This window comes from Blautia sp. OF09-25XD (genome assembly GCF_003482095.1).
In the GTDB taxonomy this organism is placed as follows: Bacteria; Bacillota; Clostridia; order Lachnospirales; family Lachnospiraceae; genus Fusicatenibacter; species Fusicatenibacter saccharivorans.
This window is the reverse complement of sequence record NZ_QUMG01000006.1, coordinates 1-16572: the sequence shown is the minus strand read 5'-3', so window position 1 is coordinate 16572 and position 16572 is coordinate 1. Positions and strand designations below refer to the sequence as shown.

12 protein-coding genes and 1 pseudogene are annotated in these 16572 nt (G+C 45.5%); all 13 read left to right on the top strand.

Features of this window, described 5'->3' with window-relative positions; genetic code table 11:
* Positions 1-67 precede the first annotated feature (67 nt).
* On the top strand, positions 68-1396 hold the full coding sequence (locus tag DXA93_RS06450) for an ATP-binding protein (protein ID WP_055222098.1): 1329 nt from the start codon (positions 68-70) through the stop codon (positions 1394-1396).
* An 83-nt stretch (positions 1397-1479) separates the two neighbouring features.
* Complete coding sequence (locus tag DXA93_RS06445; RefSeq protein WP_022462390.1) at positions 1480-3021, top strand: Ppx/GppA phosphatase family protein; 1542 nt, start codon at positions 1480-1482, stop codon at positions 3019-3021.
* A gap of 13 nt (positions 3022-3034) precedes the next feature.
* A complete protein-coding gene (locus tag DXA93_RS06440; RefSeq protein WP_022462391.1) occupies positions 3035-5221 on the top strand; it encodes an RNA degradosome polyphosphate kinase in 2187 nt (728 codons plus the stop codon).
* Positions 5222-5826: 605 nt separating this feature from the next.
* Positions 5827-6981, top strand: a complete 1155-nt coding sequence (locus tag DXA93_RS06435; protein WP_119207892.1) for an ABC transporter ATP-binding protein — start codon at positions 5827-5829, stop codon at positions 6979-6981.
* Between the two features lie 55 nt (positions 6982-7036).
* Positions 7037-7864, top strand: coding sequence for a carbohydrate ABC transporter permease (locus DXA93_RS06430; RefSeq protein WP_118594956.1), 828 nt, complete (start codon positions 7037-7039; stop codon positions 7862-7864).
* Positions 7865-7965: 101 nt separating this feature from the next.
* Positions 7966-8778, top strand: coding sequence for a carbohydrate ABC transporter permease (locus DXA93_RS06425; RefSeq protein ID WP_416388118.1), 813 nt, complete (start codon positions 7966-7968; stop codon positions 8776-8778).
* 53 nt (positions 8779-8831) lie between these two features.
* The gene (locus DXA93_RS06420) at positions 8832-10250 is read left to right on the top strand and encodes an ABC transporter substrate-binding protein (RefSeq protein WP_118594955.1); all 1419 of its coding nucleotides are present in this window, start codon (positions 8832-8834) and stop codon (positions 10248-10250) included.
* 478 nt (positions 10251-10728) lie between these two features.
* Entirely contained in the window at positions 10729-11457 is a 729-nt protein-coding gene (locus DXA93_RS06415) for a glycerophosphodiester phosphodiesterase (protein WP_117802584.1), read from the top strand.
* Positions 11454-12278, top strand: coding sequence for an HAD-IIA family hydrolase (locus tag DXA93_RS06410; RefSeq protein WP_243037976.1), 825 nt, complete (start codon positions 11454-11456; stop codon positions 12276-12278). The genes DXA93_RS06415 and DXA93_RS06410 overlap by 4 nt, the downstream gene beginning before the upstream one ends.
* A gap of 258 nt (positions 12279-12536) precedes the next feature.
* Entirely contained in the window at positions 12537-14093 is a 1557-nt protein-coding gene (locus DXA93_RS06405; RefSeq protein ID WP_117802549.1) for an ABC-F family ATP-binding cassette domain-containing protein, read from the top strand.
* A gap of 323 nt (positions 14094-14416) precedes the next feature.
* Positions 14417-14829: pseudogene (gene tnpA / locus DXA93_RS06400) on the top strand (IS200/IS605 family transposase).
* A gap of 5 nt (positions 14830-14834) precedes the next feature.
* Positions 14835-15953: an IS200/IS605 family element RNA-guided endonuclease TnpB gene (gene tnpB / locus DXA93_RS06395; RefSeq protein WP_117802548.1), complete on the top strand. Its 1119-nt coding sequence runs from the start codon at positions 14835-14837 to the stop codon at positions 15951-15953.
* Positions 15954-16375: 422 nt separating this feature from the next.
* Positions 16376-16522, top strand: coding sequence for a hypothetical protein (locus tag DXA93_RS17790; RefSeq protein ID WP_158580618.1), 147 nt, complete (start codon positions 16376-16378; stop codon positions 16520-16522).
* Positions 16523-16572: the final 50 nt, after the last annotated feature.

Below are 16572 nucleotides of genomic sequence, written 5' to 3'. Positions count from 1 at the left end.
GAGGGCCGTACCAAGCGGCCTTTTCGCATAAATAAAATGAAAAATGACAGGAAGGAAGAGACAAAAGATGATTAGAATAGAAGAATGTATCCTCTACCGCGATTTCGCAGAGGGGGAGGTACTGCGCGATATGACGATACTGGTGGAGACCTACAAAAAACTGGTCAATGCTCAGATTTCCCTGAAGGACCGCCGGTTCCGTGAGAATATGAGCGCATATGAGCCGCAGTTTTATGAGGCACTGAACCGCCTTGTCGAGATGGCAAACCGCTACGGCTTCTCCGGAAATCTCTGGCACGATTATCTGACATATCTTCTGGTCAACAAAGAAAATGCATTTTCTACCTCCTGCGAGATTGTCGGAAAAGTCGAGGGAAGCATCAACCAGATGGCAAAACATGATTTTGTCCGTTTCAAAGAGCTGTTCGATTTCGATATCTGTGTTTTTGATGAGATTTTTGAGTCCGGCGATGCCTCTGTCATCAGTTCCTATGAGAACACGGACAGCCCGAATAAACTATTCAACAAAGAAGTCCGGGATCGTATCTGTGAGCTGGCCATCCGTCTGGCAAAGGCTGCATCCGCAGATGAATTTATGGCTGATATGGTTCAGTTTTACAAAGATTTCGGAGTGGGAAAACTGGGACTTCACAAGGCATTTCGTATTGCGCATACAGGAGAGAACGTTGAGATTATCCCGATTACCAACATTCCGGATGTGCGCCTTTCTGATCTTGTCGGCTACGAAATTCCAAAGCAGAAGCTGATCGACAACACGAAAGCGTTTGTCGAGGGCAAGAAAGCAAACAACTGTCTGCTTTTTGGTGATGCCGGAACCGGAAAATCCTCCAGCATCAAGGGCATCCTGAATGAATATTACGATCAGGGACTGCGAATGATCGAGGTTTACAAGCATCAGTTTCAGGATCTAAATGAGCTGATTGCACAGATCAAAAACAGAAATTATAAATTCATTATTTACATGGATGACCTTTCCTTTGAAGAGTTTGAGATTGAGTACAAATACCTGAAAGCTGTCATTGAGGGAGGCCTGGAAAAACGTCCGGACAATATTCTTATTTATGCAACCTCCAATCGTCGCCATCTGATTAAAGAGGATTACAGTGATAAAGAAGGAACAAGACAGGATATGCATACTTCCGACACCGTACAGGAGAAACTATCCTTGGTATACCGTTTCGGCGTCAGCATCTATTTTGGTGCACCGGATAAGAAAGAATTCCAGAAGATTGTTTCCACACTGGCCGAACGATACGGCGTGACGCTGCGTGAGGAAGAGCTTTTGGCAGAAGCGAACAAATGGGAACTGTCCCACGGCGGTCTGTCCGGCCGTACCGCACAGCAGTTTATCGATTATCTGCTCGGAAAACAGTAAAAAGAAAAAGGTCAAAAAGTCCGCTTGGTATTGGGAGCGGGCTTTTTGGGATATCCTTTGAAAAAGAAGGAGGAAAAGCATATATGCAGTATTCCACATTTGCTGCCATTGATATCGGCAGCTACGACGTCATTCTGGAGATTTTCGAGATCTCCAAAAAACAGGGAATCCGAAGCGTGGATAAGATCTGTCATCGGATGGAGCTTGGAAAAGATACGTACACGTTGGGAAAAATTCGCCCTGAAATGGAAGAAGAGCTGTGCCGTGTACTCGCAGATTTTGTGCGGATTATGGAAGGCTATCGCGTGGACGATTACCGTGCAACGGCATCCAGTGCGATCAGTGAGGCGTCGAACAGTCTCTATGTCCTTGGAAAAATTCATCAGCTGACCGGTTTTTCTGTCACTGTTCTCTCCAACTCGGAGCAGCGTTTTCTTAGCTATAAAGCGCTCGCGGCGATGGAGGACAATTTTAACAAGATCATTGAAAAGGGAACTGCGATTCTCGATCTTGACGGTGGCAGTTTTCAGATTTCCCTGTTCGACAAGGATGCACTTGTCACAACACAGAACATCCGCATGGGAAGTCTTCGCATCCGCGAGCGTCTTGCCGGAATTCAGAGTGAGACGGAACATTACGAAGAGATGGTCGAAGAGCTGATTTGGAATGAAGTATCGAGCTTTAAAAAGATGTATCTGAAAGACCGTAAAATCGAAAACATTATGCTGATCGGCGATGTTTTCACCGACAGTGTTTATCAGAATATCGAAGAAAAAACGACAAAAATCATTTCCCGTGAAAACTTTAATACCTGGTATGAGAAAATTATCCGTCAGTCACCGATGGAGCTTGCTGTAAAACTTGGTATTCCGCTGGAAAACGCTTCACTGATGTACCCGTCTGCTGTGATTTATAAATGTCTGATTGATATGATGGGTGCGGAGCATATCTGGATTCCGGGCGTGCATATGACACGTGGTATTGCATACGAGTATGCGGAGCAGATGAAACTGCTGAAAGGCGGTCATAATTTCGAAAATGATATTCTGATGGCGGCAAAAAATATCGGAAAACGGTACGCGGTGAATCGCCCGCACGTCCAGAACCTGGAGATGACGGCCCTTGCCATGTTTGATGCGACGAAAAAGATGCACGGCATGAAAGAACGCGAGCGGCTGCTGCTTCGGATGGCGGTGATGCTGCACGATGTCGGAAAATACATCAGCCTTAATAATGTAGCGGATTCTTCCTATAATATTATCATGTCAAACGAAATCATCGGACTGTCCCATATTGAACGGGAGATGGTCGCACTGATTGCAAAATACAATACGGCAGTGCTTCCATCCTACGATGAGCTGGTGATGGAATCGTCGCTTAGTGCAGAACAGTATCTGACCGTATCGGAGCTGACAGCAATCGTCCGTCTGGCGAATGCACTAGATCGGAGTCACCTGCAGAAAATCCAGTCGATCCGCGCTGCCTTAAAGGAGAGAGAACTGCATCTGTCTCTGACGGTTGACCGTGATTTCACACTGGAGCAGGGACTGTGCCAGGATAAATTAGATTTTTTCAATGAGGTATTCAGCATACAGCCGATTATTAAGATGAAACGGCAGATGTAAGGAGGCGAACAAGATGGATATAACACCATATAAGAAACCGGAATATTTTCGAAACCGGGAATTGAGCTGGATCAGCTTCGACGAGCGTGTTTTAAACGAGGCGCGGGATAAGAGTATTCCGCTGTTTGAACGTCTGAAATTTATCAGCATTACCTCCTCCAACCTGGATGAGTTTTATATGGTTCGTGTGGCTTCACTAAAAGACCAGGTGCATGCAAACTATACGAAAAAGGATCTGTCCGGCATGGATGCGAAGGAGCAGCTTACCGAGATCAGCAAACGGACGCATGAGCTAGTGCAGCTGCAGTACAATACGTACAATCGCTCGGCGGTTCCGTCTCTGGAGCACGTTGGCCTTACGATTATCAGTGAGCACGAGAAGCTGACGAAGGAGCAGGCGGAGTATGTGGATTCCTATTTTGAGGAAAACATTTACCCGGTTCTGACCCCGATGGCCATGGATTCGGCCCGCCCGTTCCCGTTGATCCGGAACAAAACATTGAATATCGGTGCACTGGTGCAGAAGAAAGAGGATTCGCTTCTGAGCCGTGCGGAGGATAAGAAAGAGAAGAAAGGCAAGGAGAAGGAAAAGGAGAAAGAACTGGAATTTGCGACGGTTCAGGTTCCTTCGGTACTGCCGCGTTTTATTCTGCTTCCGCAGGATGAAAAGACGGGACAGCGGTATGTGATTCTTCTGGAGGAGATCATCGAGCGGAACATTGGAAAGCTGTTCTTAAGCTACGATGTGGTCTGCGCGCATCCGTACCGTGTTATGCGAAATGCAGATCTTTCGATCGATGAGGATGAGGCTTCCGACCTGTTAAAAGAGATCCAGAAGCAGCTTAAAAAACGTCAGTGGGGCGAAGTGATCCGTCTGGAAGTGGAAGATAAGATGGATAAGCGGCTCCTGAAGATGCTGGAAAAAGAGTTTGACATCGATGAAGACGACCTGTTCCGGATTCCGGGACCGCTCGATCTGACGTTTTTAATGAAAATGTATGGGCTCGACGGCTTTGATGAGTATAAAATTCCAAAATACATTCCAGCAGCAGTTCCGGCGCTGATGAATGAGGATGACATTTTTACAAACATCCGAAAAGGAGACATCTTACTGCATCATCCTTATATGACGTTTGATCCGGTCGTGCAATTTGTACAACAGGCAGCAAAGGATCCGGATGTACTGGCAATCAAACAGACGCTGTACCGTGTGAGCGGCAATTCTCCGATTATCGCGGCACTGGCGCAGGCGGCGGAAAACGGCAAGCAGGTTTCCGTACTGGTGGAATTAAAGGCACGGTTCGACGAAGAAAACAATATTGTCTGGGCGAAGATGCTGGAAAAGGCGGGATGCCATGTGATTTATGGTCTTCTGGGACTGAAAACACACAGTAAGATTACACTGGTGGTTCGGCGCGAGGAGACAGGCATTCGCAGATATGTACATCTTGGCACGGGAAACTATAACGATTCTACGGCAAAGCTGTATACGGACTGTGGCCTGTTGACATGCAATGCAAAGATCGGTGAGGATGCAACAGCAGTATTTAACATGCTTTCGGGCTATTCGGAGCCGGATCACTGGAACAAACTGGTGGTTGCGCCACTCTGGATGAAAGACAGATTCCTGCATCTGATTGCTATGGAGGAGGAACACGCGAAGAAGGGACAGAAAGCGCATATTATTGCGAAGATGAACTCGTTATGCGACCGCGATATTATTGCGGCGCTTTACAGTGCTTCGGCAGCCGGAGTAAAGATTGACCTGATTATCCGGGGAATCTGTTGTCTGAAGGTTGGAATCCCGGGTGTCAGCGAGAATATTACCGTTCGCTCGATTGTCGGCAATTTCCTGGAACATGCGCGGATTTTCTACTTCTACAGTGGTGGAAATGAAGAGGTGTTTATGGGAAGCGCGGACTGGATGCCGCGAAATCTGGAAAAACGGGTGGAGATTGTGTTCCCGGTTGAGGATGAGCAGATCAAGAAAGAAGTAATGCATATTCTTGATATCCAGATGAAGGATAATGTGAAAGCCAGTATTTTACAGGCAGACGGAACGTATACAAAGCCGGATAAGCGCGGAAAGATGCTGGTGAATTCACAGGAGTATTTCTGCAGGGAGGCAACGGAAAGAGCGGAAAAACCAAAAGAACAGGAAAACAGCAGGGTGTTTGTGCCGGCGGAACCGGTGGAATAGGTTTGGACGGACGCCCCGTAACGCACACAAGGGTGATGCGCGGTTTCGGGAGCTAGTAATTCTAAGGCTCTGTCATTTTGCTAAAACCATGCGCCAAAAATCAAAACTCGCTGTCGCTCAGACAGTTGATTTTTGGCGCATAACGCAAAATGCCAGAACCTAAGAATTACACGCTCCCTGCAAATGCGCATCACCCTTGTGTGCGTTAAGGGGCTGTGTGAAGGACGGACACGGATGTGGGAGCGGGAGCGCCCACTGCGTTGACATGAAAGAAGAATATGGTATGTTGTGATGAGAAAGAGCTGCAGCTTTGAGAGTTGCGGCGTTTTTTTGTGTCAAAAATAATCTGTTGGGTATTGGGAAAAGGAATGGCTATTCAGAATTTGTTTTGAAAATTGGTTTTGCGGGTGATTTTCGGGGATTTTACAAAGAGTGATCTGGAAGAGTGGCTGGAAAAGAAGGGGATGGAGATAAGGGAAAATGTGGACATTTTTTGTAAAGTAACCGGTTATTTTATTAACGGATATTTTACAAAGCGGTGGTAGTGGGCTTTACGGAAGGAAAGGTATAATGAGTCTCGACAAGACGAGGAGGAAGAAAAACGAATGTCAAATATTGTGTTGAAGAATGTCTGTAAATCTTATGATAAGGAACATTATGCGGTTCAGGATTTTTCGCTTGAAATACCGGATCGGGAGTTTGTGATTTTTGTTGGACCTTCCGGCTGCGGAAAATCGACGACGCTTCGGATGATTGCCGGTCTTGAGGAGATTACGAGCGGGGAGCTCTGGATTGATGGACAGCTTTGTAATTATGTAGAAGCAAAGGATCGCGATCTTTCGATGGTATTTCAGAACTACGCGCTTTATCCGAATATGACGGTATATGAAAACATGGCGTTTTCTCTGAAAATCCGGAAACAGCCCAAGGATGAAGTTGATAAAAAGGTACATGAGGCAGCTAAAATGCTTGGAATTGAGCATTTACTTGACCGGAGACCGGCAGCACTTTCCGGTGGTCAGAAACAAAGAGTTGCGATTGGAAGCGCAATTATGAGACGGCCGAAAGCATTTTTAATGGATGAGCCGCTTTCAAATCTGGATGCGAAGCTGCGGGCACAGATGCGGGTGAAGCTGGCAAAATTACATAAGGAACTGAAAACGACGGTGATTTATGTTACCCATGATCAGACGGAGGCGATGACGCTTGGTACAAAAATTATTGTTATGAAAGACGGTGTTGTGCAGCAGGCGGATGCACCGGAGCGGATTTACCGCCATCCGACAAACAAATTTGTGGCTGGTTTTATCGGAGCTCCGAGTATGAATTTTATGGAAACGATGGTGATGGAAAGAAACGGAGCGGTTTATCTGGAGGCAGACGGAGGAGTTACCCTTCGTGCAAAAGGAGAGAACGAAATGGTGCTTCGTCGCGCTTATCTCGGAAAAATGGTGATCTTAGGTCTGAGACCGGAGGATTTACAGGACGAAACAACCGCTTCCGCACATCGGATCTGTTACGAAGAGAATCAGTTGAAGGCATTTGTTGACCTGCGGGAGATGATCGGTGCAGAAGCGTATCTGCATATGAATACCGGAAAAAATCTGATTACAGCAAGAGTGCCTTCCGAGGTGCCGGTTACTGTAAAGGAAAGCATTACATTGTATGCAGATATGGAGAAAGCACAGATCTTTGATCCGTTTACAGAAGAAAATATTTTATCTCTGCCGGTTGAAAAAGAAGAACGTGCAACAGCATAAGAAGGAGCAAGAAGTGAAAAAAGTAATCGAAAAGTGTAAAAAAGCAGAAGTTTATATGTATCTAATCCCGAGTATGGTGATCTTTAGCATCTTTCTGTTTTATCCGTTTTTTAAAACCATTTATCTGAGCCTGTATAAGACAAACAAGCTTGGAGAAGCGAAATTGTATGTGGGACTGGATAACTATAAAAGCTTATTATCGAATCCATCCTTTTACAACAGTCTCTGGGTTACACTGGAATTTGTGGCGATTGTTGTAGTCGGAAGTATGGCGCTTGGCCTTCTGGGAGCAGTTCTTTGCAGCAAGGCTTTCCCGGGAATCCGGGTATTCAGTACTTCCTATGCACTCCCAATGGCAGTAGCATCGAGCTCAGGCGCCATGATTTTCAAGATTATTTTAAATCCCACGATCGGTATCGTAAACAAATTGCTGCATGTGAGCATTAACTGGGTCAGTGATCCGAAATATGCGCTGATCTGTGTGGCTGTCCTTACGGCATGGCTGAACAGTGGCATCAATTTCCTGTATTTTTCGGCGGGACTTGGAAACATTGATGATTCGATTTATGAGCGTGCTTCTGTAGATGGAGCGAATGCAGTACAGAAATTTTTTAAGCTGACACTGCCGGGGCTTTCTCCGATCATGTTCTACACACTGGTTGTTAACATTATTCAGGCATTCCAGTCATTCGGACAGGTGAAAATCCTGACACAGGGAGGACCGGGAGAATCCACGAACCTGATTGTATATTCGATATACCGTGATGCGTTTTTTAATTACCGGTTTGGAAGCGCAGCCGCACAGTCCGTTGTTTTGTTTCTGATTGTCATGGCGCTTACCCTGGTTATGTTCCGCATGGAAAAGAGAGGAGTAAAATACTGATGTCTACAATAGCAACTACGATTGCCGGACCAAAAACTTATTCTGCAGAGGAGCTGCAGGCACTGCATCTGGCAATGAATGCAAAAGCAAAAAGAAAGAAAATGCTTCAGAAAACAGCGTTGGTTACCATGAACCTGATCGTTTGTCTGTTTATGCTGTTTCCGCTGCTTTATACCATCAGTGTAGCGTTTATGCCGTCCGGCGAGCTTTACACAATGGCAATGAACATCGTGCCAAAACATCCGACGCTGGAAAATTTCGTGGAAGCATTTCATAAAATTCCGCTGGTACGCTTTGTCCTGAACTCATTTTTGGTTGCGGGCAGCATTACGCTGGGTCAGATTGTAACGTGTTCTCTTGCGGCATTTGCCTTCTCTTTCCTGGATTTCAAAGGGAAAAATATTCTGTTTATGCTGGTAATGGCGACCATGATGGTGCCGGGTGAGGCAACCATTATTTCCAATTATCTGACGGTAGGAAGTCTCGGACTGCTCGATACCTATATTGTTCTGATTCTGCCTTCTCTTACCTCTGCAATGGGAATTTTCCTGTTCCGCCAGTTCTACATGACTTTTCCGGTTTCTCTTTATGAATCGGCGAAGCTGGACGGCTGCGGGAATCTGCGGTTTATCGTAAAAATCCTGATGCCGCTGACAAAGTCAGCAATGGGAGCAATGGCGGTTTACACCTTTATCAATGCATGGAATATGTACATGTGGCCGCTGCTGGTTACAGGTTCGGACAGCAAGCGTACCGTACAGATTGGTATCAGTATGCTGAACAGCGTCGACGCACAGTCGATTACCCTGATGCTGGCGGGCGTGGTAATGATTATCATTCCATCCATTTCCATCTTTATCGTGGGCCAGAAGGCCTTAATCAAAGGAATGTTTTCGGGAGCAGTCAAGGGCTGATTCCTGTGACAGAAAAAAGAATAGAAAACTGTATGAAAAACGAGGAGAAAAAAATGAAGAAAAAAGTGATTGCATCAATTCTTGCGGCTTCTATGGCAGCTATGGCGCTTACCGGATGCGGAGGCGGAAAAACAACGAGTGAGGCACAGAGTGCGACAACAGATGAAACCACAGCCAGCACAGAGGCAGGAAGTACGGCAGATGGCGCAGAAGCACCGGATTTAAACCAGGATACGAAGGGAACCACGATTACCTTCTGGCATTCCATGGGCGGTGTCAATGGCGAGGCAATGGATTATCTTGTCAATAAATTCAATGAAGAGAATACCGATGGCATTACCGTTGAGGCGGTTTATCAGGGAGAATATGATGATACGATTAACAAACTGAAAAGTGCACAGATCGGAAATATGGGAGCAGACCTGGTACAGATTTATGATATCGGAACACGCTTTATGATTGATTCCGGCTGGGTCATTCCGATGCAGGAGCTGATTAATGCAGATGGCTATGACATTTCCCAGATCGAGCCGAATATCGCTGCTTATTATACGGTAAACAATGAGCTGTACTCGATGCCATTCAATTCGTCCACACCGATTCTGTATTACAACAAAGATATGTTTGAAAAAGCAGGGATCACTGAGGTTCCGACAAGCCTGGAAGGAATTCTTGCTATCGGTGATGATCTGAAAACAAAGGGCGGAGCCGGTGAACCGCTGGCACTCTCCATCTATGGATGGTATTTCGAACAGTGGCTCTGTAAACAGGGACTTTCCTATGCGGATAATGGAAATGGCCGTGATGCCGCTGCTACTGCAGTTGAATTTGATTCCAACGGCGGAGCGCTCAACATCTTAAATGAGTGGAAAGCCCTGAACGATGCCGACGTTGCACCAAACGTAGGCCGTGCCGGAAGTGATACCGCAACGACAGACTTTACTTCCGGAAAAGCAGCGATCACCCTTGGCTCTACCGCATCTCTGAAGCAGATTTTACAGGATGTCAATGGAAGCTTCGAAGTTGGAACCGCATATTTCCCGACAATCAAGGACGGCGATGAGGGCGGTGTTTCCATCGGAGGAGCATCTCTCTGGGCATTGAACAACAACGATGATGCAAAAGCAGCAGCTACCTGGAAATTTATTAAATTCCTGATTTCCCCGGAATCTCAGGCATACTGGAATGCCGAGACGGGTTACTTCCCAGTAACAACAGCTGCTGATGAGGAGCAGACCTTTAAAGATAATGTAGAACAGTATCCGCAGTTCCAGACCGCAATCGACCAGCTGCACGATTCCAAGCCGCAGTACGCCGGCGCACTTCTCTCTGTATTCCCGGAGGCAAGACAGATTGTGGAAACAGAAATCGAGAATATGATCAACGGAAACGAGACTCCGGAGAAAGCAGTAGAATCAATGGCTTCCCAGATCAACAGCTCCATCGAGGACTATAATCTGGTAAATGAATAAGAGACAGGCTTTACAAAAATAAGATTTCGTCCTATAGTGAAGAAAAACGAGTTCCCAAAGCGTGTTTGAACGGTTTCTATGAAGGGGAAGATCCGAGTTACGGAAATGATTTTTCAGATATGACTGGAAATGCGTCGGAGACAAAAATCCGGCGTGTTTCCGGATTTATAGTAAGCCGCCAAATAATGCAAAAGAGTCAGTACCGCTTTTTTTAACCGAATCAAGTAAGTCCCCTGCTTCCATTGCGTGAAGCAATAAGCAGTGGGTGGGGACTTGCTTGTATCAGGAGGAGTGCAAGCTCCTTCTGATAAACTGCGGAGCAGTTATTCGGTTATGAGCAAGTAGCAAAGCGGATTGCGAATATCCGCTTGACTTATTTTCAGGGTTTACGATAAAAGAAAAAAGCTGCAGCCGGGAAAAAAGATAGAAAAGAGTGCAGGTTTGGAAATGGGAACGGAAAATGGAGGACAGATACGAGATGAAAACAAAAGTATGGGCACACAGAGGAGCCAGTGCATATGCACCGGAAAATACACTGGAAGCGTTTCTTCTTGCAGCAGAGCAGGGAGCAGACGGTGTGGAACTGGATGTACAGCTGACAAAAGATGGCGAGATGGTTGTTGTCCACGATGAGGAAATCGACCGGGTCAGTGACGGAAGCGGATTTGTCAAAGATTATACGCTTGCGGAATTAAAGATCCTGAACTTTAATAAGACACATCCGGAGTATCAGGATGTAAAAATTCCGACGCTTCGCGAAGTATATGAAGCATTAAAACCAACGGGAATGACGATCAATGTCGAGCTGAAAACCGGTATTTTCTGGTATAAAGACCTGGAAAAAAAGGTACTCGAGCTGACAAAAGAGATGGAGATGGAAGATCGCGTGATTTATTCTTCCTTTAACCATTACAGCATTGCAAAAATTCTGGAACTGGATCCGAAAGCCAGCACCGGCATCCTCTACGCAGATATTATTTATGATGTCGTGAATTATGCGAAAAAAATCGGAACAGGAGCTCTTCATCCGGCAACCTTTCATGTGCAGATGGCAGACTTTCTTCAGCGGTATGTGGAAAGCGATCTTGCGGTGCATGTGTGGACGGTCAATGATAAGGCGGAGATCGAGCGTCTGATGGAGGCCGGTGTTGACGCAGTCATCACTAATTATCCGGATGTGGCCGTTTCCTGCCGCAACGCGAAGTGATACCGATTGGAGAAAAAAAGCTGTTCCTTTTGGATATCGACGGAACCATCTGCGTGGGGAACCGTCTGATTCCGGGAGCAGACCGGTTTTTAAACGGACTGTCCGAGTACGGCGGAGATTATGTGTTTATCACAAATAATACGACGATGAGCGTAGCAGATTACCGGAAAAAATTTGCAAAGCTGGGCATCCCGACAACAAGCGCGAACTTTCTGACGGCTTCTGTTGCAACAGCGCATTATCTGAAGCAGAAATATGGATCCCGTCCCGTCTATGTGCTGGGAACGGACTCTCTGATCCGGGAATTGGAGAGCTTCGGTGTGTGTACCACCCGCGATCCGGAGAAAGAAGGAATTGCGTGTGTGCTTGCAAGCTATGACAATGAACTGACGTATCAAAAACTGACGGATATCTGTCGGCTGTTGATAGAGCGCCCGGAGCTCGATTACGCTGCAACGAACCCGGACTATGCTTGTCCGATTGAATTCGGCTACGTGCCGGATTGCGGTTCCATCTGCGAGATGATCGGTCATGCGATCCATCGTATGCCGACTTATATCGGAAAACCAGGCATACGGATGGTTGAGATGGCACTTGATATGACAGGCAGAACGCGCGATGAGGCTGTTCTTGTGGGAGATCGTCTCTATACGGACATTGCGTGCGCCAACATGGCGGGCATTTCTGCAGCACTTGTGCTTTCCGGTGAATCTACGCGTGAAGAAATGCAGAACTCGCAGTATCTTGTGGAGTATGTGTATCCATCCGTAAAAGAAATGTATGCGGAGTGGGTGTATGGACAAAAGAAGAAGTGTTCTTAAAATTCCGAAATGGTTATGGTTTTGGAACAAAAAAACAAAAAGAAGAATTCTGAGAGGAGAACCTTTTTCCGAAGGAGTTCTTCTTTTTTGTTGCGGAAAAGGATACTTTCCGGATACGGGATAAAAGCCTGGGACGGTATAGAAAAAGCTTGCCAAAAGAGGGAATTTCCCTATATAATGATTCAGACTATAATATGAAAAAGAAAACGGTCAGGAGATCGGAAAATTCCAATACAACAGAAGAAGGAGAATTTATGCATGAGTATTTTAAATGTAGAACATCTGTCCCACGGCTTCGGCGACCGTGCGATTTTTGAAGATGTATCGTTCCGCCTGCTAAAGGGGGAGCACATCGGTCTGGTAGGTGCAAATGGCGAGGGAAAATCAACCTTTATGAACATCATCACCGGAAAGCTGATGCCGGATGAGGGAAAGGTTGAGTGGGCAAAAAACGTCCGTGTCGGCTATCTGGACCAGCATACCGTTCTGGAAAAAGGTATGACGATCCGTGATGTGTTAAAAAGTGCTTTTTCCTGGTTGTACGAGATGGAAGAGCGGATGAACACGATCTGCGATTCCATGGGCGATGCCTCCGAGGACGAGCTGAATGCAATGATGGAAGAACTCGGCGTGATCCAGGAGATGATGGATGCACATGATTTTTATATTCTGGATTCCAGAATAGAAGAGATTGGCCGTGCGCTTGGTCTTGAAGAGATCGGTCTCGAACGCGATGTCACCGAACTTTCCGGCGGACAGAGAACGAAGGTACTTCTGGCAAAATTACTTTTGGAAAAACCGGACATCCTTCTTTTGGATGAGCCGACCAACTACCTGGATGTGGAACATATCACTTGGCTGAAACGATACCTTGAAGAGTATGAAAATGCCTTCATTCTGATCTCTCACGATATTCCATTCCTGAACAGTGTTGTCAATCTGATCTATCATATGGAAAACAAAGAGCTGAATCGTTATGTTGGTGATTACGATCACTTCCAGGAGGTTTATGCGGTCAAAAAAGCGCAGAAGGAAGCTGCCTATAACCGTCAGCAGCAGGAGATCAGTGAACTGAAGGATTTCGTGGCACGAAACAAAGCCCGTGTGGCAACCAGAAATATGGCTATGTCACGGCAGAAGAAGCTGGATAAGATGGATGTGATCGAGCTTGCGAAAGAAAAACCAAAGCCGGAATTTCATTTCCGCACTGCGCGCACTTCGGGCCGCTTCGTTGTGACTGCAAAAGAACTTGTGATCGGCTATGAAGAACCGCTCTCCAGACCGCTGACCTTTGCGATCGAGCGTGGCGAAAAGATCGTGCTCACCGGTGCCAACGGAATTGGAAAAACAACGCTCTTAAAGAGTATCCTCGGTTTGATCCCGTCCCTTGGCGGAGACGTGGAGCTTGGCGATTATCTGGAAATCGGATATTTCGAGCAGGAAATGCCAAAAGGCAACACCAACAGCTGTATCCAGGAAATCTGGGAAGAATTTCCATCCTATACTCAGTATGAAGTCCGTGCAGCGCTTGCCAAATGCGGTCTTACCACACAGCACATTGAAAGCCTGGTGCGTGTGCTCTCAGGAGGAGAACAGGCAAAAGTTCGCCTCTGTAAACTGATCAATCGCGAAACCAATCTTCTTGTCCTCGATGAGCCGACCAACCATCTCGATGTAGACGCAAAAGAGGAGTTAAAAAACGCACTGAAAGAGTACAAAGGAACTGTTCTTATGGTCTGCCATGAGCCGGAATTTTATGATGGCCTGGCAACCAGCGTATGGGACTGCTCGGAGTGGACGACGAAAGTGATTTAATCGAATCAAGCAAGTCCCCTGCTTCCATTGCGTGGAGCAATAAGCAGTGGGTTGGGACTTGTTGTATCAGGAGTGGTACAAGTCACTCCTGATAAGCTGCGAAGCAGTTATTCGGTTATGAGCAAGTAGCGAAACGGATTGCGAATATCCGCTTGACTAATAATAAGAAGAAAAGTCAGCAGAAAACGGACTTTTATCCTCTTTCAGCAAGAAGACTCCGACCTCTAAGGTGGGAGATGAATTGCGTCCGTTACCTTCTTGATAGTGGGTTCTAATCATGGTATAATAGAATCAGTCGAATGGCAGAAAGGGGTCGAAATACAATGGATTTGGATAATAATGCACATTCAGTGTTTTTGCTGCACTATCATCTTGTTCTTGTGGTTAAGTACCGCAGACAGGTTTTTGATGACGCAATTTCCGGCAGGGCAAAAGAGATCTTTGCGTATATTGCTCCAAATTACAATATCACCCTTGAAGAATGGAATCACGATAAAGACCATGTGCATATACTTTTCAAGGCGCATCCAAATACAGAAATAAGCAAGTTCATAAACGCATATAAAAGTGCAAGCAGCAGACTTCTGAAAAAAGAATTTCCACAGATAAAGCAAAAATTATGGAAAGAACATTTCTGGAGCCAGAGTTTTTGCCTGCTCACAACGGGCGGTGCCCGATGGAAGTAATCAAAAAATACATTGAAAGTCAGGGACAAACGGATCGAAAAAGGAAGTGACCAACATGGCAAACAAAGCATATAAATTCAGAATATACCCCGACGATGTGCAGAAAGTTTTGTTTGCCAGAACGTTCGGCTGTGTCCGAATGGTGTACAACCATTGGCTTGCCAGAAAAATCAGGCAGTATGAGGAGGACAAAACCGCGGTAACTTACACGGTTTGTGCAAAAGAAATGGCTGAAATGAAGAAAACAGAAGCATACGCATTTTTGAGGGAAGTAGACAGTGTCGCATTACAACAATCGCTTCGGCATCTTGATACGGCATTTCAGAATTTTTTCAAACAGCCGAAGACAGGTTTTCCAAAGTTTAAATCTAAAAAACAGAATAAAAAGAGCTATTCAACGATCTGTATCAACGGAAACATTGCCATATTGAATGGATATTTGAAATTGCCGAAAGCCGGCCAAGTCCGGTTAAAACAACACAGAGCTGTTCCGAAAGAATACAAATTAAAATCTGTAACAGTAAGCCAGACACCAGGCGGAAAATATTATGCAAGTATTCTTTTTGAGTATGAAAATCAAGTACAGGAAAAAGAGATGCAGAGTTTTCTGGGGTTAGATTTTTCCATGCATGAATTATATCGTGACAGCAACGGGAATGAACCTGCATATCCGAAGTATTACAGGAATGTAGAGGAAAAATTAGTGAGGGAGCAGCGCAGACTTTCCAAAATGCAGAAAGGTTCGAACAACCGTAGCAAGCAGAGAATCAAGGTGGCAAAACTCCACGAAAAGGTTTCCAGTCAACGAAAGGATTTTCTGCATAAGCTGTCAAGGCAGCTAGCAAATGCTTATGATTGTGTATGTATAGAATCCCTAGATATGAAAGCAATGTCACAGATGCTGAACTTTGGAAAATCTGTTTCAGATAACGGGTGGGGAATGTTCACAGGGTTCTTGAAATACAAACTTGAGGAACAGGGTAAAAAACTTGTGAAGGTGGACAAATTTTTCGCCAGCAGTCAGATTTGTTCAGTTTGTGGTTACAGGAACGCAGAGACAAGAAAACTTGCGGTCAGAGAGTGGGATTGTCCGCAGTGCGGAACCCATCACGACAGAGATGTAAATGCGGCTGTTAATATCAGAAATGAGGGAATGCGGCTGGTAGTGGCATGACCGTAACGTAATATAATAAAACCGTGGGACACACGGGGATAGCTCGCCTATGCTTAGCACATTGGTGCTATCGAACGAGAACCAAACCTACCGAGGTTAGGGAAGCCCCCACCTCTACAGGTGGTGGAGGATGTCACAGAAAGTGTTTTCTGTTGATTTTTTGCATTTAACAAGTAGTTAGATAAAAGAATGAATATACAGAATTAACTATATTTTTCTAAAAATAAGAAAATTCGAAAAAAGGTGTTGACTTTTGCTTTGGGCGGTGTTATTATAACTAAGCTGTCAGTGAGAGCTGATGCGAATGAGTTTCTTTGAAACAGAAAAATCTAGTTCGGAGCCGGGTGGCTGCCGCGGGTTGGAAAAACTGCTTCAAAAAAACCTGAAAAAAGTTCTTGACAAAAGCAAACGAGTTTGATAAAATGAACGAGTTGCTGATCGAGAGAACAGCAAAGAAGTTCGAAAGAGCTTCAAAAAATAAATTAAAAAAGTTCTTGACAAACGAAAAGTTCTGTGATAAAATAAACGAGCTGATCCGAGTCGGAACGGCAGAGATCCTTGATAATTAAACAGTGAAACACATCCTCGAAAGTTCTGAATAAGTAATTCAAAACGATCG